At 66.3% G+C, this 26742-nt stretch carries 17 protein-coding genes; 6 read left to right on the top strand and 11 right to left on the bottom strand.

The window, feature by feature from the left end; all coding sequences use genetic code 11:
* Positions 1–67 precede the first annotated feature (67 nt).
* A complete protein-coding gene (locus tag VT03_RS11940) occupies positions 68–1357 on the top strand; it encodes a PQQ-binding-like beta-propeller repeat protein (protein ID WP_082846147.1) in 1290 nt (429 codons plus the stop codon).
* Positions 1358–1445: 88 nt separating this feature from the next.
* On the opposite strand, the gene VT03_RS11935 is transcribed toward VT03_RS11940, so the two are convergent.
* The 4 genes from VT03_RS11935 to VT03_RS11920 all read right to left on the bottom strand — a co-directional run bounded on the left by VT03_RS11935 (position 1446) and on the right by VT03_RS11920 (position 6592).
* Positions 1446–2033, bottom strand: a complete 588-nt coding sequence (locus tag VT03_RS11935) for a DUF417 family protein (protein ID WP_075093188.1) — start codon at positions 2031–2033, stop codon at positions 1446–1448.
* An 89-nt stretch (positions 2034–2122) separates the two neighbouring features.
* Entirely contained in the window at positions 2123–3049 is a 927-nt protein-coding gene (locus VT03_RS11930) for a helix-turn-helix domain-containing protein (protein WP_075093187.1), read from the bottom strand.
* Positions 3050–3434: 385 nt separating this feature from the next.
* Complete coding sequence (locus VT03_RS11925; RefSeq protein WP_075093186.1) at positions 3435–4901, bottom strand: DUF1501 domain-containing protein; 1467 nt, start codon at positions 4899–4901, stop codon at positions 3435–3437.
* A gap of 527 nt (positions 4902–5428) precedes the next feature.
* Positions 5429–6592, bottom strand: coding sequence for a S1C family serine protease (locus VT03_RS11920; protein WP_075093185.1), 1164 nt, complete (start codon positions 6590–6592; stop codon positions 5429–5431).
* A 218-nt stretch (positions 6593–6810) separates the two neighbouring features.
* Here VT03_RS11920 and VT03_RS11915 point away from each other — a divergent pair, with 218 nt between their 5' ends.
* On the top strand, positions 6811–7707 hold the full coding sequence (locus tag VT03_RS11915) for an aminotransferase class IV (RefSeq protein ID WP_075093184.1): 897 nt from the start codon (positions 6811–6813) through the stop codon (positions 7705–7707).
* A gap of 341 nt (positions 7708–8048) precedes the next feature.
* Here VT03_RS11915 and VT03_RS11910 read toward each other — a convergent pair whose 3' ends face one another.
* The 4 genes from VT03_RS11910 to VT03_RS11890 all read right to left on the bottom strand — a co-directional run bounded on the left by VT03_RS11910 (position 8049) and on the right by VT03_RS11890 (position 13336).
* A complete protein-coding gene (locus VT03_RS11910) occupies positions 8049–9005 on the bottom strand; it encodes an SMP-30/gluconolactonase/LRE family protein (protein ID WP_197489310.1) in 957 nt (318 codons plus the stop codon).
* A gap of 398 nt (positions 9006–9403) precedes the next feature.
* Positions 9404–11140 (bottom strand): ATPase, T2SS/T4P/T4SS family, encoded by a 1737-nt coding sequence (locus tag VT03_RS11905; protein WP_082846146.1) that lies wholly within the window; start codon positions 11138–11140, stop codon positions 9404–9406.
* Between the two features lie 128 nt (positions 11141–11268).
* The gene (locus tag VT03_RS11895; RefSeq protein ID WP_075093182.1) at positions 11269–12348 is read right to left on the bottom strand and encodes a type II secretion system F family protein; all 1080 of its coding nucleotides are present in this window, start codon (positions 12346–12348) and stop codon (positions 11269–11271) included.
* A gap of 460 nt (positions 12349–12808) precedes the next feature.
* Positions 12809–13336 (bottom strand): hypothetical protein, encoded by a 528-nt coding sequence (locus VT03_RS11890; protein WP_156514440.1) that lies wholly within the window; start codon positions 13334–13336, stop codon positions 12809–12811.
* Between the two features lie 295 nt (positions 13337–13631).
* Between VT03_RS11890 and VT03_RS11885 the strand changes: the two genes are divergently transcribed.
* From VT03_RS11885 to VT03_RS11875, 3 genes are all read left to right on the top strand, one after another.
* Entirely contained in the window at positions 13632–14990 is a 1359-nt protein-coding gene (locus tag VT03_RS11885; protein ID WP_156514439.1) for a hypothetical protein, read from the top strand.
* Between the two features lie 86 nt (positions 14991–15076).
* Complete coding sequence (locus VT03_RS11880) at positions 15077–18064, top strand: YfhO family protein (RefSeq protein ID WP_075093179.1); 2988 nt, start codon at positions 15077–15079, stop codon at positions 18062–18064.
* Entirely contained in the window at positions 18061–19857 is a 1797-nt protein-coding gene (locus VT03_RS11875; RefSeq protein ID WP_075093178.1) for a tetratricopeptide repeat protein, read from the top strand. Before VT03_RS11880 ends, VT03_RS11875 begins: the two co-directional genes overlap by 4 nt.
* A 383-nt stretch (positions 19858–20240) precedes the next feature.
* Here VT03_RS11875 and VT03_RS11870 read toward each other — a convergent pair whose 3' ends face one another.
* From VT03_RS11870 to VT03_RS11860, 3 genes are all read right to left on the bottom strand, one after another.
* Positions 20241–21605, bottom strand: a complete 1365-nt coding sequence (locus tag VT03_RS11870) for a hypothetical protein (RefSeq protein WP_075093177.1) — start codon at positions 21603–21605, stop codon at positions 20241–20243.
* A 249-nt stretch (positions 21606–21854) separates the two neighbouring features.
* A complete protein-coding gene (gene rffA, locus VT03_RS11865) occupies positions 21855–23021 on the bottom strand; it encodes a dTDP-4-amino-4,6-dideoxygalactose transaminase (protein WP_075093176.1) in 1167 nt (388 codons plus the stop codon).
* A gap of 484 nt (positions 23022–23505) precedes the next feature.
* Positions 23506–24954, bottom strand: coding sequence for a serine/threonine protein kinase (locus VT03_RS11860; RefSeq protein ID WP_075093175.1), 1449 nt, complete (start codon positions 24952–24954; stop codon positions 23506–23508).
* Between the two features lie 566 nt (positions 24955–25520).
* Here VT03_RS11860 and VT03_RS11855 point away from each other — a divergent pair.
* Complete coding sequence (locus tag VT03_RS11855) at positions 25521–26732, top strand: DUF1559 domain-containing protein (RefSeq protein ID WP_075093174.1); 1212 nt, start codon at positions 25521–25523, stop codon at positions 26730–26732.
* Positions 26733–26742 lie beyond the last annotated feature (10 nt).

The following is a 26742-nucleotide window of genomic DNA, read 5'->3' as shown; positions in this document are numbered from 1 at the left end:
ACGCATCGGGCTATGCTGTTTCTTCGGCAGCCGCGCGGGTTGCCGCCGGTGTCAGGAGTCAAACGTCATGATCGGTCGTGTTCGGGGATGGGTTTGGGCGGCGGTGGTGGGAGCAGGAGTGCCGGGACTCGTCTGGGCAGCCAGCCCCTCCGATTCATGGCCGACATTCCGCGGCCCGGCCCGGACCGCGGTCGCTCCCGACACCGGGCTGCTGACGGAATGGCCCAAGGACGGCCCGAAACTTCTGTGGCAGGTCGACGGCGCCGGCCGGGGCTACGCCAGCACCGCCATCGCCGACGGCAAGCTCTACACGCTCGGCGACGGATCCTCGACGGCGCCGGACGCCGACGAATACCTGATGTGCTTCAATCTCGAGGACGGCAAGCCGCTCTGGAAAACTAAGACCGGCGCCCCCTGGAACGAAGGGAAGCCGACCTGGCAGAGCTCCCGCAGCACGCCGACGGTCGATGGCGAGCAGGTCTATGTCATCACCCCGACGGGAAAACTCATCTGCTGCGCGACGGCGGACGGCAAGGAGCTGTGGACCAAGGACCTCAAGGGGGACTTCGGCGGCAGCAAGGCGGACATCTGGGGCTACAGCGAGTCGGTCCTGGTCGACGGCGACCGCCTGGTCTGCACCCCCGGCGGCGAAAAGAACACGATGGTCGCGCTGAGCAAGGCGACGGGCGAACTGATCTGGACCACCTCCCGGGCCGGCGACCGCGGCGCGGGGCACGCGTCGATCGTGATCTCCGATGTCGGCGGGACCAAGGTCTACGTGACCACGACCGGCAGCGGCGCGATGGGTGTCCGGGCTCAGGACGGCAAGCTGCTCTGGACCTACGACATCGAGAAGACCACCTCGGTCATCCCGACCCCGATCGTGCGGGGAGACCTCGTCTTCTTCACCGCCGGGTACGGCCGCGGCGGGGCGCTGCTCCGGCAGGTCGCCGGCGAGGAGGACGCGATCAAGGTTGACGCGATCTATCCGGTCAAGCCGGACCTGGCGAACAAGCATGGCGGCGTCGTGCTGGTGGGGGACCACCTGTACGGCGATTCGGACGACAAGGGACTGCCGTTCTGTGCCGAGCTGATGACCGGCAACGTGGTCTGGAAGGGACGCGGCTCGGGCCGCAATTCCGCCTGCGTGGCGGCGGCGGACGGCCACATCTACATCCGCTACCAGGACGGGATGATGACGCTCGTGAAGGCGGATCCCGAGAAGTTTCAGGAGGTCGGCAGCTTCCAGGTCCCCGGCAGCGGCGACCGTCCGAGCTGGGCCCATCCGGTGATCCTCGACGGCAAGATGTACCTCCGCGAAGGGGACAAGATCCTGTGCTACGACGTGCGGAAGTAGCAGATCGAACGAGGACGAACAAAGAGGACCGGCAGTCGACTGCCGGTCCTCTTTCCTTTTGCGATACTCAACGGGGACAGCCGGGCGATCAGGCCGCGTTCTCCACGGACGCGGCTCTCTTCCGTAGAGCGGCCTTCGCCGAGTCCGCCATCGTGACGAGGGCCGCCCCCATCATGATCGCATCCTTGATGACGAGCCGTCCCCGCCCGCTGAGGTAGGGAAAGCCGTGATGGACATCGCCGAGGGCCGGCACCCAGGACTCGGGGGTCGTCACCAGGAACGAAAGCGTCACCAGCGACATCGTGAAGACGAGAAAGCTGCCGAGCGCCGCGACCTCGGGCCACCAGGGATGCAGGGAGAGCATCACGCCGTAGAGGACGATGACCGACCCCAGGCCGATGGCGAACGTGTAGGTGCCGTTGGCCTGGTGCCACTGGCGGTTCGCGCTGACAAGCGCCCCCTCGGGGTTCATGTGCGACTTGTAGTGGCCTGGGTCCTTCAGCAGGAAGCTCATGAAGGGGCTGTTGGCGACGAACGGGACAATGCCGTCCGCCTCATAGGGGGTGACTTTGAGCCCCCCGATCCACAAGAGGACGACGATGAGGCCGATCCGCGTGACCGTCATGCCGAAGCGGTCGAGCCGGGCGGCCCGTTCCAGAAGAGCGGTGAGAGACATGTCCGAGACTCCGTCGATTCCGGGGACGCGCCACGGGCGGTCCCGCTGGGTATTCTCGCCAAAAAGGCGACGGGCCCATCATCAGACGGTCACACGTGGCCCGGAATGGACCTTCGGGACGAAGACATGGACAGATTGCTTCCGCCGCGGATCTCGGTTTCGAACTCCCGGAACTGGCGGGGGGAGAGGCCGACCGCTTTCTTGAACATCCGGCTGAAGTAGAGCTCGTCCACGAAGCCGACCTCGGCGGCGATCTCCTTGACGGGCCGGAGCGTGTGCAGGAGCTGCCACTTGGCGTGCGTCAGGATCCGGCCGCGGATGAGGTCCGTGAGCGAACGGCCCAGGTGCTCCTTGACGACCCGTCCGAGGGTCTTGGCCGTCATGTGGAGCTGGTCCGCGTAGTCGGCCGGGGCGTGCCACTCCCGGAACCGCTCTTCAATGAGCTCGCGGAGGTTGTTGAGGACGGGGTGGCGGTATTCGGCGCTGTTTGTCGCCGCACCGTTGCTGACGACCGCCTTGGCCCGGGTCGCCAGGACGAGCAGGATCTTCATGGCCGCGAGCTGGACCTCGTCGTAGCCGAGCCGCCGCTCTTCCTGCTCCCGATGCAGACGGCCGATCAGTTCCCGCACCTCGTCGGCCTCGGGGTGGGTCAGGGGGACCGAGGGCTCGCCGTAGGGGTCGTTGAACAGCGCGCCGCTGCAGCCGGATTCGGCGTGGAACGTTTCGACGCAGAGGAAGTTCGCGTGGAACCGGAGGAGGTCTCCCCGTAGCGGCCGCGCCGGTTCGAGGCACAGTTGCTGGTAGGGGACGAAGCAGAGGAGGGAGCGGCCGGCGAACCGGTGGGTTCCGGTATCGGCGCGGACCGTTCCGGTTCCCTCTTCGATCCAGTAGACGGAGAACGCGTTCGTGCGGGGCGGCTCGAAGGGCCGGGCTCCTGATTTGAGCCGTTCGATCTCGAATGCTGCGCCGCCGCGGCGGGGGTCGTAGAGGGCGGCCATGGGATCAGGGCGGGGCATGGCAAATTTTTGGGGACAAAGCCCCGCCTGTCCACCGCGCCCAAAACGCTTTCACATTCCCACCGGGTCCAGGGGCACCCTGGTGGGGGATGCAAGGGGGCGAAGCCCTCTTGCCCGCCGGAGGCCGTCTCGTCGGACACTGTCTGAAGCGCGCCGTGTCCAGGCGCGGACACTGTGCCGTATGCCCCCTCCCCAACCCGCGGGGATTACAAAACGGGCGGTGAGCCCTTAACGCCGCTTTCACAAAGCGGTCGTCCGTTGCTTACAACGGTTCCTCACTGAAGTGCCTCCGGCGGCAAGGGGGTGAGACCCCCTTGACCCCAGACTGCCGTGGCACGTTGGGATTGAGCTATGGGAGCCGTGCCGGCGAGGACGTACCTGCCGATCAGGCGAAGAACGCGTTGACCGCATCCGCCTTCACCAGCTCGCGAGGCTGGTTCAAATGGTTGTAAACGATCGTCTGCGGGTTGATCCCCACCGAGTGGTAGATCGTCGCCAGCAACTGCATCGGATGGACCGGATCAGCCAGCGGAGCCGAACCCGTCGCGTCGCTCTTCCCGTGGACATATCCCCGCCGGAGACCAGCCCCCGCCGCAAGGGCGGTGTAGCAGTACGGCCAGTGATCGCGGCCGTCATCACTGTTTCCGTTCCCCGAAGTGCTGACACCCCGCTGCGGGCTGCGGCCGAACTCACCCACGGCGATCACGAGCGTCTCGCTCAGAAGCCCCCGCTCGTCGAGGTCGCTGATGAGCGTCGACAGCCCCTGGTCCAGCATTGGAGCGGACTGGTCTTTCATCCGCTTCGACAGGCCGGTGTGGACGTCCCACGAGTGGTTGTCGCTGTTGGCGACCTTCGGCCACACGACTTCGACGACCCGGGTCCCCGCTTCGACCAGCCGGCGGGCCAGGAGGCAGCTCTGGCCGAACGTGTTGCGGCCGTAACGGTCGCGGGTCTCCTTGCTCTCCTGATCGAGCGCGAAGGCGTCGCGGGCCCGGCCCGAGGCGATCAGCGAGAGAGCCTGGTCGTAGTATTCATTCAGGTTGAGGTGCTGGACCGCGCGGTCGATCTCCGGCATCCCGTCGTTGATCACGTCGCGGAGCTTGGCCCGCCGCTCGAGCCGCTGGCCGTAGACGTCCGCCCGCATTTCGAGGTCTTCGACCCGGATGCGGGTCATCTTCGCCATGTCCATGTCGTCGCCGGCCGGATAGAGCGTATAGGGGTCATACGCCTTGCCGAGGAACCCGGCGGTCCCCCCCTTGCCGACGACGTTGCTCTCCTGCAGCGGGCGGGGAAGCATGACGAACGGGAGCATCGGCACCTTGGGGGGCAGGAGCCGGATGATGTTCGAGCCGAAGTTCGGGAAGTCCTTGGGCGAGGGGGGCTCGAGCTGGCCAGAGGGGCTGACCTTGTCGGTCGTGTAGCCGGTCATCATCTGGTAGATGGCGGCGGTGTGGTTGAAAAGCCCGTTCGGGGTATAGCTCATCGAGCGGATGAGCGTCGTCTTATCGAGGATCCCGGCGATCTTCGGCAGGAGTTCCGTGACCTGCACGCCGGGGAGCTTGGTATCGATCGGCTTGAAGACCGACTTCACGTTGTCGGGAACGTCCGTCTTGGGATCCCAGAGGTCGAGGTGGCTCGGTCCCCCCTGGAGATAGCACAGGACGACGCTCTTGGCTTTGCCCCAGCCCGCGCCGCCGATGGTCTCGGCCGCCTGGGCCTTGGCCTGCAGCATCGCTCCCAGGGACAGCCCCATCATGGTCGATCCGCCGACGCGGAGGACGTCGCGACGGGTCACGCCGAGGTGGGAATCACACAGATCTTTGCCGGGCAGGCCTGGAACGCGAATGAGCATGGACGCATCCCCGAAGGAGCAGGTGGGCCGGAGAGTGGGAGGGACGAACGGCGGACCGATCCATCATGCAAACTGTCGACCTGAATGTCTATCTCGGATCAGCAAATGTTGATCTCGCCGGGCGTGCCTGGGGATGTCTGACGAAGAGTTCTGTTCAAATGTTTAGTGTGACTCGCCATCGGCCTACCGGGGTCCAGGGGCACCCTGGTGGGGAGTGCAGAGGGGCAACGCCCCTTTGCCCGCCGGAGGCCTGGCCGTCGAGAGATGTCTGAAGGAGATCGTGTCCAAACGCGGACAGCGTGCCGGATGTCCCCTCACCAACCCGCGGGGATCGCAAAGCGAGCGGTGTGATGTGAGGGAGTCCTCAACGCTGGCCCCACAAAGGGGACGTCCGTTGTGCACCACGGTTCCTCACAGGAGTGCCTCCGGCGGCAAGGGGGCGTGGCCCCCTTGACCCCTGGCTGCCTTGGCACGTTGGGTTTGAGCGAGCGGACGCCGTGCCGGCGGGGAGGCGGTTCGAGCCGAGCTCAGAGATCCACTTCCGCGCTGGCCGGCATCTCCTCGCCTCCCAGCAGCACCGTGACGTCGACTTCCTGCTCCTCGCGAAGGACAGTCACGACCACCTTCTGGCCCGGTTTCTTGGACTCGATCCGGCCCAGGAAGTCCGCCGGGGTCTCGATCTTCTCCCCGTCGACCTTGATGATCACGTCCGCCGCACCGATATCCTCCAGCATGAACGGGCCGCGGCGGACCAGCTTGGGACCTCGCAGCCCCGCCCGCTCGCCGGGTCCCTTCGGGCTCAGACGGCGGATCCGCAGCCCCTGCTCGATCTGGCTGACGTGCGTGATCCCGATCTCACCCCGCACGACCCGCCCGTACTTGAGGAGCTCCGGAACGACGCGGCGGATCAGGTTCACCGGGATCGCGAACCCGATCCCGGCGCTCTCCCCGACCCGGCTGGCAATAGCGGTGTTGATCCCGATCAGCCGGCCGTGCGAATCGAGCAGCGGTCCTCCGGAGTTGCCGGGGTTGATGGCGGCGTCGATCTGGATGATCGACTTGATGACCCAGTTCTCGTGGATCTCGAGTGTGCGATTCAGGCTCGAAATGACCCCGCAGCTCATCGTCCGGTCGAGGCCGAACGGGTTGCCGAGGGCGAAGACCCGCATCCCGACCTTGAGCGTCTCGGAATCGCCGAGTTCGACGGGGAACAGCTCCTCCTCGGGAGCGTCGATCTGGATGACGGCGATGTCGTTCAGCGGGTCCTTGCCGATGACTTTGGCCCCGTAGGACTCCCCGCTCTGGAGGTTCACCGTGATCTGGGACGCCCCGCTGATGACGTGGAAGTTCGTCAGGATGTGCCCGTCGCGGCTGATGACCGCTCCCGAGCCGTTCCCCTGCTCGGTGACGCTGAACAGACGCCCTGAGCGGGCGGTCGTCGAGATGTTGACGACGCTCTTGTTGCACTGCTCGTAGACCGTGACGTTGATCAGCTCGTCCGGCGTGAGCCCCTCGGCGTTGAAGGCGTTGGCGCGGGCCGCCTGAAACGGCTTCTCCTCGTTCCCCTTGGCACGGGAGGAGAACGGCGGAACCTGGGCGTCCGACTGCCCCATGGGAGCTCCGTTGAGCATCCACAGGGTGACGAGACTGCTGACGATTCCGGCGAATATGCAGACGGCGAGCGTTCTCATGGCGCAGCTTGGTGCGGAGGAAATCCTGGGTCATCGATTCTACGGCGCACCGCCTTAACAAAGGAACAGAGAAAGCCTTCTGTCCTCCGGAGGTGTCCCGCGGGGTTCCGACGGGAGAAATTGCGCCGCCCTGACGGCGCCGGCGTCCGCCCGGCCCGCCGCCGGCCCTGTTTCCCGAACGGACCATCGGGCGCCGAACTTGATATGCTCCTCCGGCCATGTCGACAGCCTATTTCAACGGCGAATTCCTTCCGCTCGAAGAGCTTCGCCTCCCGGTCTGGGACCGTGGATTCCTGCAGGGGGCGACGGTCACCGAGCGTCTGCGGACGTTCCACCACCAGCCGTTCCTCCTGGAGGAGCACCTCGACCGCCTTGAACGTTCCCTGGCGGCGACGCGCATCGGAACTCCGGAGACGCGGGAGCAGATTCTCGATGCGGTTCAGGAGGTGGTCCTCCGCGAGTCCGTCGAGACGTCGCTGAAGCTCGATTTCGGGATTGTCATTTTCGCGACCCCGGGTCCGACTGGGGCCGATGCCGCTCGCCTGGGGCTCGGGCCGCGGGCCACCCTGGCGATCCACAGCGTTCCGCTGCCGTTCGATCGCTGGCACCGGGACTTCGCGGAGGGACAGCGGCTTGTCATTCCGGAGATCCGGCAGATGCCCGCGGATGTCGTCAGCCCGGCGATCAAGAACCGCAGCCGGCTGCACTGGTATCTGGCCGACGCACTGGCTCACGACATCGATCCGTCGGCTTCGGCGCTTTTGCTCGACCATGCGGGGCGGCTGACCGAGACGAGCACGGGGAATCTGTTCCTTGTCCGCGACGACGTGCTGCTGACGCCTGGCCCTGAAAGCACGCTGCCGGGGATCAGTCAGGCGTATCTTCGCGACATGGCCCGCTCGATGGGGATCGAGTCGCGGACCGCGCCGCTGACCGAGGCTGATCTCTCGGGCGCGGCGGAGGCGTTGCTGTCGAGTTCGGGGTACTGCCTGATGCCGGTGACGGCGGTCGATGGCCGGCCGATCGGTTCCGGGCGTCCGGGGCCGATGTTTGAGCGGTTGCTTTCGGAGTGGTCACAGCGGGTCGGCGTCGACATCCGCAGGCAGGGCCCCTGACCGGGTCCAGGGGCACCCTGGTGGGGAGTGCAGAGGGGCAACGCCCCTTTGCCCGCCGGAGGCCTGGCCGTCGAGAGATGTCTGAAGGAGATCGTATCCAAACGCGGACAGCGTGCCGGATGCTCCCTCGCCAACCCGCGGGGATTGCAGAGCGAGCGGTGAGTTCGAAGTGCCGGTACCACAAAGGGGACATCCGTTGTGTCCCACGGTTCCTCACAGGAATGCCTCCGGCGGCAAGGGGGCGTGGCCCCCTTGACCCCTGGCTGCCGTGGCACGTTGGGTTTGAGCTATGAGAGTCCGTCCGGCAAGGACGCGCACAGACCACGCCTCCTGCGCCTCGTCTACTTCGGCAGGATCTTCAGCCCCGAAACCCCCAGGTCGAGCCGGAACACGCCCCCCTTGTTCGCCTCGTCACCAATCGCGCCAGTCACAAACAGCTGATTGTGCTCCGGCCCGCCAAAGGCCACGTTGCTCGTCGTCAGGTTCCCACCCGGATAACGGGCCACGATCTTGCCTTCAGGACTCACGACCTGCACCTGCCGCATTCCGTAATGCGCCACGTAAAGGTTCCCCGCCTGATCCAGACACATCCCGTCCGGCTGGTTGTCGATCTGCCCCGTCGACTCGTCCTTCTTCGGCAGATCGACCAGGAGCCGCTTGTTCTTCACCTGACCGGGACCGGTGACGTCGTAAGCCCAGACCCGGTTGTACTGGCTCTCGGCGACATACAGCGTCTTGCCGTCCGGCGTCAGGACAATCCCGTTCGAGAACGCGTAGCCGTCGTCGACGAGATGCGTCTTCCCCGCTTTGTCGACGTAGTGCACCGTCCCGATCGGCTTCTCCTTGCCGGACTCGCCCGGATCGGTGAAATAGAACCCGCCGTTCGCCGCGTCGAGCGTCAGGTCATTGGGCCCCCGCAGCGGCTTGCCCGCGCACTCCTTGGAGGCATGCGGCAGCATCTTGCCGTCGGCCGAGAGATGGAGCACGGCGTGCTGGCTGGCGTCGCAGACAAGGTGCGTCCCATCGGCCAGGATCTTGTGGCCGTTCGGAGCGCCGGTCTCGGCCCAGACTTTGTTCTCTCCATCGACCGTGAAGCGGGTGATCGACTTCCCCCACGAAACGTAGCCCCGCCCCTCCTTGTCGAACACGACCCCCTCGCAGTAGCTCGGGACCGTGAACAGCGGGACGGCTTTCACGCTCTCCGCCTTAGGCAGCTCGGCCCGGGCGCTGCGGCCGACCGCCACTCCCATTCCGATCGCCAGGACCAGTCCGAATGAGCTCTTGAGAAGTCTCGTCATGAATGCCATCGCCGCGGAGGAGGACGTTTCCGGAACCGCAGAGGGTTATACATCGGCAGCGACTGATGCACTATGCGGGCGAGGTCGGGCAAATGCCTCCGATGGACGGGATACGAGCTCCGACGTCGTGAGCTTTGAGCGTTCGGGTTTTGAAACACAGACGCACAGAGAGCGCAGAGAAGAAGGCATGGAGAACGGCCGGGCTCGATGGTCAGCCAGAATCGCGCATCCCGGCCTCTATCTGTGTTGATCCGTGTTCATCTGTGGCTCCCCTCCTCTGCCACGGAAATGTCTCGGACGTCTCAACGCCCCCACCGAGGACACACCTCTGCGGCCTCTGTGCCTCTGCGTTTCAAAACCTTCAAAGCTGCGAAACTCGGAATCCCGCGCTTGGTCTGTCAGACCGTCAGTACGCGGAGCATCTCTTCGATCGTCGTGACCCCCGCCAGCACCTTCTGAATCGCCGCCTCTTCGAGCGTCATCATCCCGTGCTGCCGCGACAGGTCGAACACGACCGCGCTCGGTTGGTTCGCCAGGATCGCATCGCGGATCCCGGGCCCCATCGTCATGACTTCGTAGATGCCGGTCCGTCCGTTGTAGCCCGTAAAGAAGTTGACGTCCGCCGGGATCCCCCGCACGAGCTGAGTCGCCCCGACCGCCTCGGGGCTGAGCTTGAGGACCGCTCCCAGCCCGGCGTCCGGAGTGAACGATTCCCGCTGGAGTCCGCAGATCTTCCGGACCAGCCGCTGCGCGACGACCGCGTTGAGGCTGTCGGCGATGAACATCGGCGGGATGTCGAACTGCCGCAGGACGTCGACGGCCGACGCCGTGTCGCTCGCATGCAGCGTGCTCAGGACGCGGACCCCCGTCATCGAGGCCCGGACCGCGATGTGGGCGGTCTCGGCGTCGCGGATCTCGCCGACCATGATGACGTCCGGGTCCTGCCGCAGGACTCCCCGCAGCGCGGCGGCGAAACCGAACTCGATGCGCGTGTCGGTCTGGATCTGGTTCACCCCGTGCATCCGCCGCTCGACCGGGTCTTCGATCGTGACGACCGACCTCTCCGGCCGGTTCAGCATCGCCAGGCAGGTGTAGGTCGTGGTGCTCTTGCCGCTCCCGACCGGCCCCACAAAGAGCATGATCCCCGATGGCGCCGTGACCGACTTCTCGAGCCGCCGCTGCTGATCTTCCGTCAGGCCGAGGTCACCCAGCCCCACGAAGTTCGTCGCGTCGGGCATGAGCCGCAGGACCGCCCGTTCGCCGTGGATCGTGGGGCCCGTGCCGATCCGGACGTCGGCATGGTGCCGCTTGGAGGCGTCGGGAATGTGGCCGTCCTGCGCGAGCCTCTTCTCCGTGATGTCCATCTGGGCCATCAGCTTGATCCGCGAGATCGCCTGGACGGCGGTCGCCATCGGCAGGATGGCGATCTCGTGCATCAGTCCGTCGACCCGGAACCGCAGGTGCATCCCGTCTTCGTGCGGGTCGAAGTGGACATCGGTCGCGTGCAGCGAGAGGGCCCGGTCGAACAGGAGGTCGACGAACGGGGCCGGCCCCGCGATTTCCAGGATCTGCATCAGCTCATGCCGCAGCGCGGAGGGCTCGCGGCGAGCCAGCGGGGAAGACTCTGTCGCGTGGGCCGCGGACGACTCCGGTCCGACAGAGGCACCCGGGACCGCAGGTGTGACGGAGGTTCCGGCGGCCGCGCCGTTCCCGTTGCTGCGGAAGGGACTGGCGAACATTCCGGACGACCGCGCCTCCTCCATACGGAGGCCGAGGGTCCGCATCACCGCCTCGCGGCTTTCGCCGATCGTCCAGTGCTTCCCCATCCCGGCGGTCGCGATCGTTTCCCGCACGTCGCTGGAGGGGCAGGCGAGAGCGAACGAGCCGGGGCGCAGCCCCAGGTCCTTCCACAGCCGCAGCAGGAAGGCCATCCCCGAGCTGTTGAGCTGGGTCAGCGGCGAGAGGTCGACCACCCAGCGGACGTTGGACTTCCCGTGGGACTCCGCCACCAGCGAGGAGGCGGCCCGCTCCAGGTCCGTCCAGGGGGCCGTCCCGAAGGTTGGGGCCAGCTCCACCATCGCGTGCGTTCGGTGCACGTCCGACCGCAGGAAGGGGAAGGTGGTTTCAGCACTCATGGCGATCGCTCAGCACAGATGACCGGGAGACGGGATGACGGGGGACGAAATGCCGGGGTGGACGGAACGACCTGGGAGAATTCCAGCCCGCTCGGACGACCCCCGCTCCCCGGCGGAGGCCCGCCCCCTCAGCCGCCGAAGGCGCTGTCCATCGCCTTTTCGAGGACGTCGATGTACCAGGCGGCAATCCGGAACACGATGATCACGATGAACGCCGCCACGGCGGTCCAGACCAGCGAGGCGGCGGTCGTCGCCAGGAGCTTGAGGCTCCGGCGGGCCTGGTCCTCGAACTGCGGGCTCAACCGGTGCAGGATCTCGGGGACGGTTCCGGTCGTCTCACCGACGTGGACCATCTGGAGATAGTCGCGGGGAAACAGTCCCGAGTTGTGGAAGGTCTCGGTGATCGTTTCGCCGCGCATCAGGCCGGCGGTCATCGCCGGCGCGGCGGCCTGGAAGTGGGCGTTGCCGGTGGCGTTGAGTGCCGAGACGAGGCTCTGGTCGACCGGCAGGCCCGCCTCCTGGGTCAGGTGGAACGCCCAGGAGAAGCGGGCGAGGGCGAATGACTGCATGCACCGTCCGATGACCGGCACTTGGAGCAGGACCCGGTGCAGGAGCCGCAGGCCGGGGAAGAACTTCTGGAGGAGCAGGTAGCTGAGGATCAGGCCGCCGATGAGGATTCCCCAGCCGACGAACCACTTGATCGCGCCCGGCGTCCCCTGCAGTCCCCAGCCGAGGATGTCGGCGGGTTCCTCGCTGCCGGCGGTCCCTGGCGATCCCCCCTTGAGCTCCGCGATCATTCCCAGGATCCAGATCAGGCCGCCGATGATGATCACGGCGGCGACGAACTGGAAGATGGGAAGCATGATCTCCGACGTGAAGTCCCGCTTCAGCCGGAGGCTGTTGTCGTAGTGGTCCGCCAGCGACCGCAGGACTTCCGGGAGCTTTCCGGTCTGGTCGCCGATCTCGACCATGTTCCGGAACAGTTCGGGGTAGACGTCAGCCTGGTTCCGCATGGCGGTGGTGACGTCTGTCCCCTGTTTCAGGTCCTCGACGATGCAGGTCATCGAGCGCCGCAGGCGGCCGTCGGCGGAGTTCTGTGCCGTCAGCTCAAAGGCGCGGAAGGCGGGGATGCCCGCTTCCAGCATCGTGCTGAGGGAGCGGGAGGCGATGGCCAACTGGGGGAGGGGTAACTGGCGTGAGAACAGCATGGGCGACCGTCACCGAGCGGAGAAACGTCAAGACCGGAACCTGGCGCTAGCTTGGCGAAACATCGCGACCGTCTCTTAGGAACGATCGTCGAGAAGTGTGTAGGTCCCGTTAATGGCTGTTCGATTCTGCAGCAGGCCGCGTCCTTGCCGGCGCGGCTCCCGTAGCTCAAGCCCAACGTGCTATGGCAGCCGGGGTCAAGGGGGTCTCACCCCCTTGCCGCCGGAGGCACTTCCATGAGGAACCGTGGTAAGCAACGGACGTCCCCTTTGGCGCCCCAGCGTTGAGGACTCACCGCTCGCTTTGAAATCCCCGTGTGTTGGTGAAGGGGCATACGACACTTTATCCGCGTTTGGACACTCACTCCTTCAGATATCTCTCGACGGCCAGGCCTCCGGCGGGCAAGGGGCATTCTGCCCCCTGCACCCCCTGACCAGGGTGCCCCTGGACCCGGTCAGATCATTACCGGCCGTCGCTGCCGACGATCAGGTCGATGAGCACACTCCGCAGCCAAAGAAAGAGAAGCAGGCCCGTGACAGCAGCGGCGTACAGCTTGAGAGCCATGACATAGAACGGCGAAGGCCGATCGTCCGGCGGAGGCGGAAGAGGCGGAATCTCCCGGCTGCCGCTCAGGCTGTCCTTCCCACCCGACTTGCCCCGCGGGGGAGACGCTGTGGTAAGCAGCGGCGAGACGTGGATCTCCGAGTCCCCCGGCTCGTAGACCTTGCGGGACGCGGGAATCGGCGTCGCCGGACCCATCTGATACAGGCCCGAACCGCGCGACTCCCCGCCGCCAGCCTCGCGCGGCCCCAGCGGTGGCGGAACGATCGGACTTTCCTGGATCCCCGAGTGCGAGGAGGGGACGAAGTCGGCCCCCTGTCCCGGCCCGAGTTCCGGATGGAGCTGACGCAGGTAGACGCCGGACTCGACGTTCTGCGGAGCCGCGGAAGGACGAGACCCCGGCGGCTGTTCCGGATCCGGTCGGGTCATCTTGGCTCCTGCGGAGGAGTGGGTCGCTGCGGTCGACATGGCGTGGGTCGAGATGCGATGACGCTTTTCGCCTCACCTCCACATTGTTCCGCGAACCGTGAAGCTCGTCTGAACATTGATTTAAGACTTCGTTGACCGTCCGGAAATGCGGTCCCTGCTATGAAACCTCTCGATTGCGGCGATCCGCCTCACGGAATCCGGTGTGGAATCCGGCATGGGCCTTCGTCGCGGGAAGACGGCGGAGCAAAGCGCTCCCGCGCGGCGTACGCAGCAGATTCGAAAGCACTCGCGAGCAATGACGACTGGTTTGGCGACAAAGCCCGCGATCCCCGCCGAGCCGGTCGACGAGAGTGCTTCCTGGGGACGCGCCGCCTTCGACACGTTCTTCGTCTTTGCGATGTCGGCGACGCTTTCGATCCTGCTCCACGTCCCCGCGTTCTTCCGGGAGTGGAAGGAGGGGGACGAAATCGTCTATCTGGAGCTGGCCCGGCTCATGAAGTGGGACCTCTCCCACTACAACACCCAGGATTCGCCGCGGGTCCAGAACTGGCCCTACTCCATCTACCGGCAGCCCCTGTTCCATCACGGGCCCCTCTACCCCCTGATCCTGAAACTGGGGATCAGCGTCGGCGCTCCCGCCGAGACCGGTCTGACGTTTGCGCTGCTGTGCATGATCGGGTTGCTGGCGGCGATCACGGCGACCCCGCGGATTCTCCCCTGCGACCGGATCGCGCTGGCCGCCGGGCTCCTGTTCTGCGCCGTGGAGCCGCTCCAGGGGTTCACGACGACACGGCTCCTGCACGACGGCCTCTCCGGAATCCTCCTGGCGGGAGGACTGCTGGCGTACGTCGGCGCCCTCGATCGCCGGAGCGCGGCGCTGGCGGTCGCGGCGGGACTGCTGCTGGCGGCCTCGCTGAACATGCGGTTCAACTGCCTCGTGGCCCTTCCGCTGATTCCGCTGCTCCAGCTGTTTTCCCTCTATCGGGATCAGCGCCTGGCGGCGGGGGTCGGGGTCGCGACAGGAGAAGGAGCCGGGGCACCCGACGCGCGTCCGGTCTGGCAACGCCCGGCCCACTGGACCGTGTTCGCGATCGTCTTCGGACTCGTGATGACGCTCGGCATGCAGCACTTCTACCGTCTGCTGGCCGAGTACGGCACGCTCTCCCCCTCGGCGATCATTGTCCCCGTTGCGAACATCCATGAAGTCCTGCCGGTCACCGTCTTCTGGGACAACCAGACGCGGCTGCAGTCGACGTTCCATCTGGCGGTGATGATGCCGGTCCTCCTGCTGGCTCTTTCCCCCCCGGTCCTGGGTCAGGTTTTCGAGGGATTCCGGGCGGGACACTGGTGCGCCGCGCTGTGGGCGAGCCTGGGCTACCTGTTTGCCTGCTGGTTCTGGTTCTCCCACACGCAGCTCCGATACGCCGCCCTGTGGACGCCCCTGTTCTGCCTGCTGCTCCCGTGGATGCTGTGGGCGACGGTTCGCAAGTTCCCTCGAACGGTGGTCACCGTCCTGGCGCTGACGTTTGTTTCGTCGATCTCGTCCGACTACTGGTCGACGGTCTTCGACCAGTCCACCGCCGAAGTCGTTCCCGCGTTCTACTTCTATTTCCCGTTCCTCTCCCCCCTCTACCGGACCGGTTGGGGAAGCTGACGCCGCGGTCGATTCCCCCGGGGCCGCGTTCCCTGGGCACCACCACCGTTCTGGCCGTCTTGAATCGCCTTCCCCTTGCCCCCTCGATGACCTCTCCGGAATCCCCGCCGTTCGACTCGCTGCGGAGCCGTCTGCTCGCGTGGTCGGCGATCCTTGGGGTGCTGGCCCTGCTGATCGGCTGGCTGTTTCGCTCGGTCCTGTTCCAGGGGGGGCTCCTCAGCTTTCGGGACTCCCTGCACTTCTACTACCCGCTTTTCGATTTCATCCAGCAGGAGTGGGAGGCGGGGCGGATCCCCCTCTGGAATCCGTATTCCAACTCCGGGGAGCCGCTGCTGGCCTCCCCGACATCGAGCGTCCTCTATCCACTCAAGCTGATCTTCTTCCTCCCCGCGTCGTACTGGGCCCGGTATCACGCCTACATCCTGGTCCACGTCCTGCTGGCGGGGCTGACGAGCGCCTGGACGGCCCGCCGCTGGGGGGCCTCACCGGCCGCCGCCGCGCTGGCGGGGATCTCGTATGCCTGCGGCGGCAACATCCTTATCAACTACTGCAACGTCGTCTTTCTGTGCGGCGCGGCGTGGCTCCCTCTGGCGCTCTGGAGCGGGGCGCGTCTGATCGACAGCCGGAGCGTCCGCCACGTGCCGCTTTTCTCCATGACGCTGGCCCTGATGGTCCTCGGTGGAGACCCGCAACTGGCGTATGAGGCCGGACTCCTCGTGGCCATGTACGCAGCCATGACATGGTTCTTCGGGGAACGTTCCGTTTCGTCTCTCCCGCCCGTTCGCGAACGGGCGGTGTCCGCCCCCGCGGCCGATCACAACGAGACGGGGCACGGTCGATGGGCCGCCTGGACGAAGCACCGGCTGGTCCTCCTCGCCCTCGCAGCCGGACTCGGCGGTCTCTTGTCGGCGGTCCAGATCCTGCCGACGCAAGCGGCGAACCGGACCAGCGTCCGCGCCGCGCGCGAGGTTCCTTCAAACCTCTTCGAGGTCCCCGGCTACCTCCTCCGGCAGGGAGACCCGGTTCCGCGGCCCGACACCGGTCGGCCGCCAAACTGGTACGACGCCCTCGTGGGAGATCCTCCTCCCCCGGCGAAGCATGAACTGTCCGTTTACGGCTACAGCTTCGCGCCATGGCGGCTCGTCGAGTTCCTGTGGCCGAACGTCACCGGGCGGTATTTCCCCGACGACAGCCGGTGGATGTTCATTCTCGGTGCTGAGCCGTCGGTGTGGGTGCCTTCGCAGTACATCGGCCTGTGGACGTTCCTGCTGGCGCTGGCGGCGCTGCGGTTCCGAACGGGGGATGTGAGAGGCCGGTGGCTCACCGTCATCGTCCTTCTCACGTTCGTCGCGTCGTGGGGTGTCTATGGTCTCGGCTGGGTCGGCCGGCATGTGTCGGAGTGGATGGGGGAATCTCCGTGGAAGACTCCGACGAGCGTCAACGGCGGCATCGGCGGGCTGTACTGGCTGCTGAGCATTCTGTTGCCGGGGTTTTCGGAGTTCCGGTATCCCGCAAAGCTCATGGTGCTGACGAACTGCGGGCTCAGCCTGCTCGCGGCACAAGGCCTGGATCGCCTCGCGGCCGGCGGGGCGGACCCGGCGAAGGAGAGCCGCCTCTCCGTCCGATGGATCCGGATCCTGGGGGGACTGGCGATTCTGAGCCTGGCGTGGCTCGCATTCGCGTGGCTCGCGGGGGACTGGTTCCAGACGCTCCTCAACAGCCGCAAGCGGTCCCGGAACTTTGCCTTCGACGGCGCGGGGGCAATTCGCGACATCATCCTGGCGGGCCTCCAGACGCTCGTCGTGGCGCTGGTTTCGATCGCTCTCGTTCGCCTGCGGTTTCCTTCCTCGGATGTCGGCGGAGGATGGCTGCGCCGCGTCGTCAGCGGCTCCTCAGCCCTGGCCTGGATCGTCCTGGCTCTCACGGCGGTCGATCTCGGACTCGCCAATGCCCCGTTGGTCCACACGGTGGACCGTCGGCAATGGGAAGGGCCCCCGCCTCCCGCACTCGCCGGCGTGATCGAGCGGGTGACGAAGGAGGAGGGGCGGATGTCCGCACGTCCCGTCCGGATCGCGCGGTCCAACAGCTGGATCAACCCGCTCGATCCCCCCGACCGGTACCCGCTCGAGGAGCGGGTCGACTGGCAGCGGCGGATGATCGTGGTGCGGCAGAACGTTCCGCTTCGCATCGGAGTCGTGGCGTCGTTCGGGACGCTCGACAACAACGAGCACGAGGCGTGGTACGACACGCTGCCGCTCCCGGACAAGGGGGCGTTCCTCGCTCCCCGGCGGTCGTATGACGCCTGGGGGACGGAATACTTCGTCGTCGACAAGATGACCGACGCGAACAGTTTCCTGGGCTCCACCGTCGGCCTGCGGACGAGCTGGCCCCCTTCGGACGCACCCGACGCCAGTCCGATCATTCCCTTCGGGCCGCCGCTGCGGCAGGTCAACACCGACGACGATGGACTCCCCCCCGGCGTGCTCGTCCTCAAGAACGACGCTCCGTTCCCCGCCGCCTGGATCGTCCATCGGGTCCTGCCGCTCGAGCCGATCTCTCCTGGCCAGCGCGACCGCTGGCTCCCGGTCATGATGCAGCTCGTCTTCCCACGCGAGAACCCGATCGACCTCCACGAGACGGCGGTCGTCGAGGACGCAGCGCTCGCCACGGAGTTTGCGAAGAAGGCGATCCAGTGGGGGCCGAAGACAGACGCGGCGGAATCCTGCCGGATCGTTCGCTACGAGCCGGGCGAGCTGGAGATCGAAGCGGTTCTCGGAGCCGAAGGGGTGGTGGTCCTGTCCGACACCTACTCTCCGGATTGGAAGGGGTCCGTGGCGACGGGGGACGAGGCGTTCCGTTCCGTTCCGCTCCTGCAGACGAACCGGACGATGCGCGGCGTAAGGCTGCCGGCGGGCCGCCACCGGGTCCGGATGACGTACGCGCCCAGGTCGTTCTACGTCGGCGCCGCCCTCAGCGCTGCCGCATGGCTGGGGGTGATCGGCCTCCTCGGTCCCGGTCCGCTCGTGGATCGCCTCCGGCGGCGTCGAGCGCCGGGCGGGGGGACGTCGTCGTGAGCGAACGGTCCCGGGAGTTCCTTCTTTCCGCCGCGGCGCTTGTCGTTCTGGCGATCGCGGCCCACGCCCCGGCGCTCCGCTGCGGCTACATCTGGGACGACGACGCGTACCTGACGAAGAACGAACTCGTTCAGAGTCCGGATGGCCTCGGCCGGATCTGGTTCGACCGGCACGCCACGCCCCAGTATTACCCGCTGGTCTACACGACCTTCTGGCTGGAGCACCGGCTGTGGGGTCTCCACCCGGCCGGCTTTCATCTGATGAACATTCTCCTGCACGCCGGGAGCGTCGTCCTTCTCTACGCGCTTCTGCGGCGCTGGTCTCCGGCCGCGGCCGTTGTCGGGGTCGCCTTCTGGGGAACGGCCCTGTTCGCGGTCCACCCGATCCATGTCGAGTCGGTCGCCTGGGTCACGGAGCGGAAGAACGTCCTTTCGGGGCTCTTCTACCTGTCCGCATTTCTTGTCTACTGGGACTGGCGCGAGGGGCGGACCGGGGAACGAAGTTCTTCCGCGGCCCATTACACACTCGCGCTGGGACTGTTCGTCCTGGCGCTCCTCAGCAAGAGCATCACCGCCACGCTGCCGGCGGCGATCCTCGTCGCCGTGTGGTGGAAGGACGGAAAGGTCACGGCGCGGGACGTCATTCCGCTCCTGCCGCATTTCGTCCTGGGGATCGCGGGAGGGCTGCACACCGCCTGGCTGGAGCGGGTCCACGTCTTTGCCCAGACCGGAGACCTGCAATGGACCCTCGCGCGGCGGCTCGCCACGGCAGGGGCGGTCCCGTGGTTCTACCTCGGGAAGATCCTGTTCCCCTGGCCTCTGTCGTTCTTCTATCCCCGCTGGACTCTCGACGGCTCCCGTGCGGCTGACTGGATTCCGCTCGCCGGTACCATCGCGCTGCTTGGTCTTCTCGTCATCCCGGCCCGGCGGGGCGTCCGCTGGCCGCTGGCCCTGACGTTCTTTTTTGGCGGAACGCTGTTTCCGGTGCTGGGACTGCTGCCGGTTTATCCGATGCGGTTCTCGGTGGTCGCGGACCACTTCGTCTATCTCGCCAGCCTCGGGCCGCTTACGGCGGCGGGGGTGGCTCTCGCGGCGCTCGGGAGTCGGAGTCCGCTGCTTGGGCGCGCGTGCGGAACGGCGGTCTGTCTGCTGCTCATCGGGCTGACGTGGTTTCAGATCGAGGACTACCGGTCGATCACGACGCTGTGGCGACGGACGCTGGCGAAGAACCCGGACTGCTATCTGTGCGTCAACGATCTGGCGCAGGAACGGACCTCGCTGGCGGAGCAGGAAGCGGAGTACCGCAAGGTGACGCGGATGGCTCCGCGGTTCGAGCTGGGCTGGAGCAACCTTGCCCAGAGCCTTGAGAAGCAGGAGCGGATGGATGAGGCGCTGGAGGCTTATCGGGAGGCGATCCGCGTCGAGCCGCACTACTCGCTGGTCTATGCCCGTGTGGCGCAGATCCTGGAAGACCGGGGCGATCTGTCCGGCGCTCTGGAGAACGCCCGGATGGCGATGCGGCACCGGCCGGGACCGGGGGAGTATTCCAACCTGGGGCGGTTGCTGGCGATGACGGGGGATCTGGACGAGGCGGGGCGGCAGATCGACCGAGGGCTGAAGCTCGACCCGGACCACGTCGACAGCCTGATCAACCGGGCCACGATCTTGGCGATGCGGGGCGATCTTCGGGGGGCTGAGACGGACCTCCGCCGTGCGTGGGCGGTTGCGCCGGGGGATGCGCGGGTGCGGGCCGGGCTGGAGCGGTTGGGGGTTGGTCCTGCGGGGCCGCGTTGAAGCGATGAGGCCGCCGACATGGTGCCGCTGGCTCGAACGCATCGTTGCCGGCACAGCGCTGATAGCTCAAGCCCAACGTGCGACGGCAGCCGGGGTCAAGGGGGTCTCACCCCCTTGCCGCCGGAGGCACTTCTATGAGGAACCGTGGGACACAACGGACGTCCGCTTTGTGGAACCGGCGTTGAGGACTCTCTCAATCCACACCGCTGGCTTTGCAGTCCCCGCGGGTTGGTGAGGGGGCACACGACACGTCGGCCGCGCTTGGACACGCTCTCCTTCAGATATCTCTCGACGGCCAGGCCTCCGGCGGGCAAGAGGGCTTCGCCCCCTTGCATCCCCCACCAGGGGTTACCCCTGGACCCCGGATATCAACAGCCCGCCCATCAGAGCTCGTATGCCCGCTGCAGCGGAGGCCAGAACATCGCCGCCGACGGAATCAGCATCATCTGCTCCGGCTCAGCCATCGTGGCATTGAGAAAACCGGTCGTCACCATCAGGAACACGGTCACTCCCGCCAGGCCCAACGCCACGCCGCGCATCCACCCCTGCAGAGAATGCTGCAGCGCCCACGGCCAGCACGCGTGAACGAAGACCATCGGCAACGCAAAGTAGCGAAGCTGCCGGTAACTGATCGCCAACGACGCCAAGAACAGGAAAGACGCCGCAAGCATCATCGCTCCGGAGGCGGATCGCTCCCTCACCGCTGACCACACCGACCGGGCGACCGACGGCGTCAGGAAGAGCAGAGCCGCCGGAAAGATCAGCGCCAACTCCCCAAGGATCCACCCCCGCGTGATCTTCGTCTCCACGAACGTCAGGAACGGACTGAACTGGGCCGCCTCCGGCAGCGGCCGGATGACGGTCGACGGATTGATCGACCCATAGGTCCCGAGCAGCCGGTAGAAATGCTGCAGGCCCAGGAGAGCCACACTCCCCAATACGATCGACGGAATCACCCATTCGCCGCGGAAGGGACCCGCCGGCTCCGACGGCTCACCAGCCGTCCCGGTGCCCCGCCGCAGGTAGAACGGAAGCGCGGCAACGACCGGCAACATCAGGATCGAGTTGAACCGAAGGTTGAATCCGGCGACCAGCCAGGCGGCGGCGACGATCGCCGACGGGAGCCGGTTCTCCGTGAGCGCTTCCAGGAACGCCACGAAGCCGCAGAAGAGAAACAGCCCGGCCAGGGCGTCGTGATGGATGCGGACGGTCGAGAACAGCAGCAGCGGACAGAGCGTCATCGCCACGAGCGCGGTCCCGCCGAGCACGGGAGAGACTCCGAGCATCCGCATCAGCCGGGCCGCGTAGTACGTCCCGGCGAGTGTCGCCCCGACCGCCAGCAGGAACGCGAACGCCACGACCCGTCCCGGGACGACCGGTGACAGCTCACCCCGCTTCACCTCGGGCGTAGGGACACCGGGAACTTCCAGCAACGGGTTATCGCTCCAGGCCAGCCCCCACTTGAGAAGCCAGGGATAAAGCGGCGGATGGTGGAACAGGTCCTGGCGATAGATCGAATAGGGAAAGGAATTGACCCGCGGATCGTCCTTGGTCGTGTACCCGGAAAAGTCCCAGCCCATCCGCTCCGCCAGTGCCAGGTAGACGAGCTCGTCCCCCTCCCGATGCAGCTTGAAGAGCATCGGCAGATGCGTCAGGAGGCAGAGAACCGCGCACCAGGCCCAGATAACGAGGTAGGCCCGCAAGGGATTGGGGGCCTCCGTGTCCAGACTCGTTCCGGAGTGAGGCATCGCGCTCCGCGAATCGGGGACGGTTTGAGGAAAACTCTCCGGCCCGGCCGGCGACTTCGAATGTCCCACAACGATTCACTCGCGTTCGAACCTTGTCGACTGACCAAACATAGTCCTCGCCCCCGCCGCCCCGCAGTCGGCGACGGCTCCACTCCCATCCGTGTTGATCTGTGGCCCCCTTCTCTTCTTCGGGCACAGAGACTCAGGAAGCAGCCACCCGCATCACCCTCGAGCGCCGCGCAACCTGACTCACGCCGTGACGGACACCGCGGCGACAGGCGCCCGGCGCTCGGCGAACTCGATCACGAGATCGATCACGGCCGACTGCTCCTGCGGAGTGATCCCGTGGTAGAACGGCAGCCGGATCAGGCGGGCGCTCAGGTCCTCGGTCACCGGCAGCGACCGGTCCCCGCCCAGCTGGCGGCCCATCGGCGAGGAGTGGAGCGGAACGTAGTGGAAGACGGCGTGGATCCCCCGGCGTCGCATCGCCTCCAGGAGGCCGTCCCGCTGCTCCGCGGTCGGGAGGATCACGTAGAACATGTGATAGTTCGAGTCGCAGTCCTCCGGGACGTACGGGATCCGCAGCAGCCCTTCCGCCGCCAACGGCTTGAGTCGCCGCCGGTACTCCCGGTAGATCTCCCGCCGCCGCTCGGCGATGGCGTCGAGCATCTCGAGCTGGCCGTACAGGAAGGCGGAGCAGATCTCGCTCGGGACGTAGGATGAGCCGACCGCGACCCACGTGTACTTGTCGACGTCGCCGCGGAAGAACTTCTGCCGGTTCGTCCCCTTGTCGCGGATGATCTCCGCCTGTTCGAGGAGCTCAGGATCGTTGATGCAGAGGGCTCCCCCCTCGCCGCAGATGTAGTTCTTGGTCTCGTGGAAGCTGTAGCAGCCGAGATCGCCGATTGCCCCCAGCGCCTTGCCGTTGTAGCGGGAGTTGACTCCCTGGGCGGCGTCCTCCACCACGCGGAGGCCGTGGGCCCGGGCGATTGAGAGGATCCGGTCCATCTCGCAGCCGACTCCCGCGTAGTGGACGGGGAAGATCGCCTTGGTCCGGGGGGTGATCGCTTCTTCGATCAGCGACTCATCGAGGTTGAGCGTGTCGGGCCGGATGTCGACGAACACCGGCTTCGCCCCGACGCGGGCCACGGCCGAGGCGGTCGAGACGAAGGTGTAGGAAGGCATGATGACCTCATCCCCGGGGCCGAGGCCGCAGAGCATCGCCGCCATTTCAAGCGAGGCGGTGCAGGAGGGGGTCAGCAGGACGCGGTGGATGTCGAAACGGTCTTCCAGCAGGCGCGAGCAGGCCTTGGTGAAGTGCCCGTCGCCGGCGATGTTCCCGAAGGTCACTGCCTGGGCGACATAGAAGAGCTCCTTGCCGGCGATGAACGGGCGGTTGAACGGGATTCCGGACATCGGGGGCGCGCTTTCAGAACAGGCGGCCGCAGCTCAGCCAGCGGGGCTGGGGAGTCGGGGCCAGGGGACCGACGGGGCACTGTCCGGAGGAATCGCGAGGATTCCGCGAAGGTTTCGTGAATAGAAACACAGCCCACCCGCACCCACCCGGGTCCAGGGGCACCCTGGTGGGGGATGCAAGGGGGCGAAGCCCTCTTGCCCGCCGGAGGCCTGGCCGTCGAGAGATGTCTGAAGGAGGGTGTGTCCAAGCGCGGACAACGTGTCGTATGCCCCCTCACCAACCCGCGAGGATTGCAAAGCGAGTGACGAGTCCTCAACGCCGGTTCCACAAAGGGGGCATCCGTTACTGACCACGGTTCCTCATGGAAGTGCCTCCGGCGGCAAGGGGGCGTGGCCCCCTTGACCTCTGGCTGCCGTGGTACGTTGGGTTTGAGCAAACAGAGTCGTGCCGGCAAGGGCGCGGTTCGAGGCAGCGGCTCAGTCCTCAGCGCCCTTCCGTGCCCACCTTCTGCGTCCCCATCTTGTCCGCCTTCTCCTTGTCCAGGTCCCGATTGGCCTGAACGCTGACGAACGAGACCGAGGAGAGAATGATCCCGGTCATCACCACGGCGATCACGAGAGCCGCGATCAACGGCAGCTTCCAGCCGAACAGCTCCGTCCCCAGCCGCAGGGCGAAATCGGACTCGCTGAGATTGGACTGCCCGGCCCGCCGGTTGATGACGACGTGCTTGACCTCCTTCAGGTCCCGCGTGATGACCAAAAGGCCACGGCACTTGACGCATTGTCCCTTCTGGCCGGCGTGCTTATGGCGGAGCTTCAGCTCGTGCGAGCACTTGGGGCAGCTCCCCGTGCCGTCCCTCTTGATCTTGGTCGTCTTCTTGACGCTGTAACGCTGGACCGGCACGGAGATCTGCGTGTCTCCGGCGCTGGTGACGGTACTGCGGGTCGAGGCGGGCCGCGCAGGGATCTTGGAAGGGGGAGCCGGAGTGGTCCCGGCCGTCGCTCGCTCGCCGCTCCGCTTCTGAGCCCCCGAGCCCGCCGAGGTGAGCCCCGCCGCCTCCAGGAAGGCGTTGCTGAACTCCAGGCAGTTGGGATAGCGCTTCAGCGGCCCCTTGGAGAGGGCCCGGAGGAGGACGGCGTCGACCTCCGGGGACAGAGCGGCGTTGTGCTTCGAGGGGGCCGGCGGCATCTTCGACGTCTGGTTCACCATCGTGGCGGAGGGACTGGGCCCTTCGAGCGGCACCACCCCGGTCAGCGCCTCGTAGACCATCATCGCCAGAGAATACTGGTCGGCGTGCCCGGCGTACTTCTGGCCCAGGACCACCTCGGGGGCCACGTAGTTCGGAGTCCCGACGACGGCGCCGGCCGCCGTCATCCGGCTGTTCTGCTCGTCCGGACTCGTGAAGCGGGAGAGCCCGAAGTCGCTCAGGTACGCGTGGCCGAACTCGTCGAAGAGGATGTTGGCCGGCTTGACGTCCCGATGGATGAAGCCCCGCATGTGGACGAAGTCGAGCGCCCCCGCGACCCGCGGCAGCCAGTCGGCGACCTCGTCCGGAGACTGTCCCGGCCCTTCATTGGCGGAGTCGTAGATCCGGTCGTCGAGGCTCCCTCCGCCGATGTACTGCATCACGAAGTAGGGGACGGCCTTGAATTCGCCGACGTCGAGGATCCGGACGATGTGCGGATGGCCGAGCTTGACGAGGACGCGGGACTCCTGCAGGAACCGGGTCCGGAACTCCTCGTTCTCGAGCCGCGCCAGCGTCGGCACCTTGACCACGACTTCGGTCTCGAGGTTGACGTCGTGAGCCAGGAAGACGTGCCCCATGCTCCCCGTACCGAGCTTGCGGTCCACATGGTACCGCCCCCCCGCGATCGTCTGGCCGCTGAGATCGGTGGAGGAAGCCAGAGGGCCGCTGGTCGTTGGCGAAGTCATTGGCATCACTTTCCGTTCCCGCAGAGAGCTTCGTCGTCAGACCGCGTCGCCGCCGACGGCGATTTTCCTCACGGGCCAGTCCTGGGGACAAGATGGCCTGTGGCGCTTTCACTCCGAGTTAACGAGATCGGCGACGTGTCGCGCCGAACGATCCTCCGAGGCCAGGGAACCTTCGAATCCGACCGTCTCGCGTCGATGCGAACCAGGAGGCGCGCCCGGTCAAGGAAAGGCCCCCGACCCTGAGCGCCGCAACGTTCGCATCGACAACCGGCATTGAACACTCGTGTTGTTAATTATCGGTTCACGTACTGCTTGCGTGTCGTTAAGCAAGCGGGCGTTGAAAGGCGGGCTCCATTTCTTCTGACTTTGATTCTCTGTTCCCGGCCCCTTAACAGACCGCCATTGGAATGCCGCCCCGTCAAGGAAGGACACCGACCGAACTCGCGGTGCGGTGATCCAGGCGATGAGTTTCGTTTCTGCGACCGTGTGCCGTCGCAGCTCTTTCCGTGAGCGTGGGGCAGTGCTGCAAGAAGCCCCGCGTTCGAATTTCCCCTGAGGAGGGTCTCATGCAGCGTCGTTTTGCTAAGAGCAGCGGACGGGGTGGTTTCACCCTGATCGAACTGCTCGTCGTGATCGCGATCATCGCGATTCTTGCCGCGTTCCTGCTCCCGGCCGTTCAGCGGGCCCGCGAAGCCGCTCGCTCGGCTCAGTGCAAGAGCAACCTGAAGGACTTCGGCAAGGCGTTCTTCATCCGCGCCGAAACCGATCCGCAGGGCCGCCTGTGCACCGGTGCCTACGACTGGAAGCGCGATGGTAACCCGGCCCTCTACGGCTGGGTCGCCGACGTCGTCAACATGGGCGCTGGCCTGCCGCAGCAGATGCTCTGCCCGACGAACCCGCTCAAGGGTTCGGAGAAGCTGAACGACCTGATCGGTGCGACCAGCACCGTCGGTGTGACGGGCAGCCTGCCGGATGGCCTGACGAGCCGTATCGACGAAGACGATCCGAAGAAGCTCGTCTCGGGTGCCACGACTTCGCTGGACGCTCAGACTTCCGGCTCGGCCGCTGCCGCCATCGCCGTCAAGGCTGTTCTCGACGCCGGCTACGGCACGAACTACGCCGCCGGCTGGTTCTTCGTCCGCAGCGGTTGCAAGTTCGCCCCGGGCGGTGTCAACCAGGCGGTCCTCGCCTCGACGGACGCCAAGGGCCTCAAGGGTGCCGTCGGTGCGCTGACCCTGACCGACATCAGCAGCAGCCCGATTCCGAGCAGCAACGTCGGCCTTCTGGGCGACGCCGCTGCCGGGGACATCAACGAAGCCGTTCTCACGACCGACATCCCGGGCTTCATCACCGCCGGAACCCGCCTCGTTGAGTCCTTCAACGACGGCCCGGCCTACTGGACCGGCTCGAAGGTCTCGCTGCTCAACAACACGCCGATCATTCCGGAAGACTGGGCGGACGACGTCCTCCCGACCCCGACCGCCGCTGGTTCCAGCTCGGTCGGCCAGCTCTGGCTGCAGGACACCCGCGACTGGTTCGCGGTTCACGGCAGCTCGGGCCGGGGCGGCACGGGCAACTGCCTGATGGCGGACGGCTCGGTCAAGTCGATGATCGACACCAACGGTGACGGCTTCTTCAACCCCGGCTTCAACGCCGTGGGCGGAACGAACAGCACCGACGGCTACACCGACGCGACGGTCGAACTCGCTCCGTTCGACAACTACTGCGGTGCGAGCATCAAGAAGACGGACGTCATCGCCAAGGGCAAGTTCGAGTAATCGAATTGCT

This window comes from Planctomyces sp. SH-PL14 (assembly GCF_001610835.1).
GTDB lineage: Bacteria > Planctomycetota > Planctomycetia > Planctomycetales > Planctomycetaceae > Planctomyces_A.
This window is presented reverse-complemented; position numbering and strand designations above follow the sequence as displayed.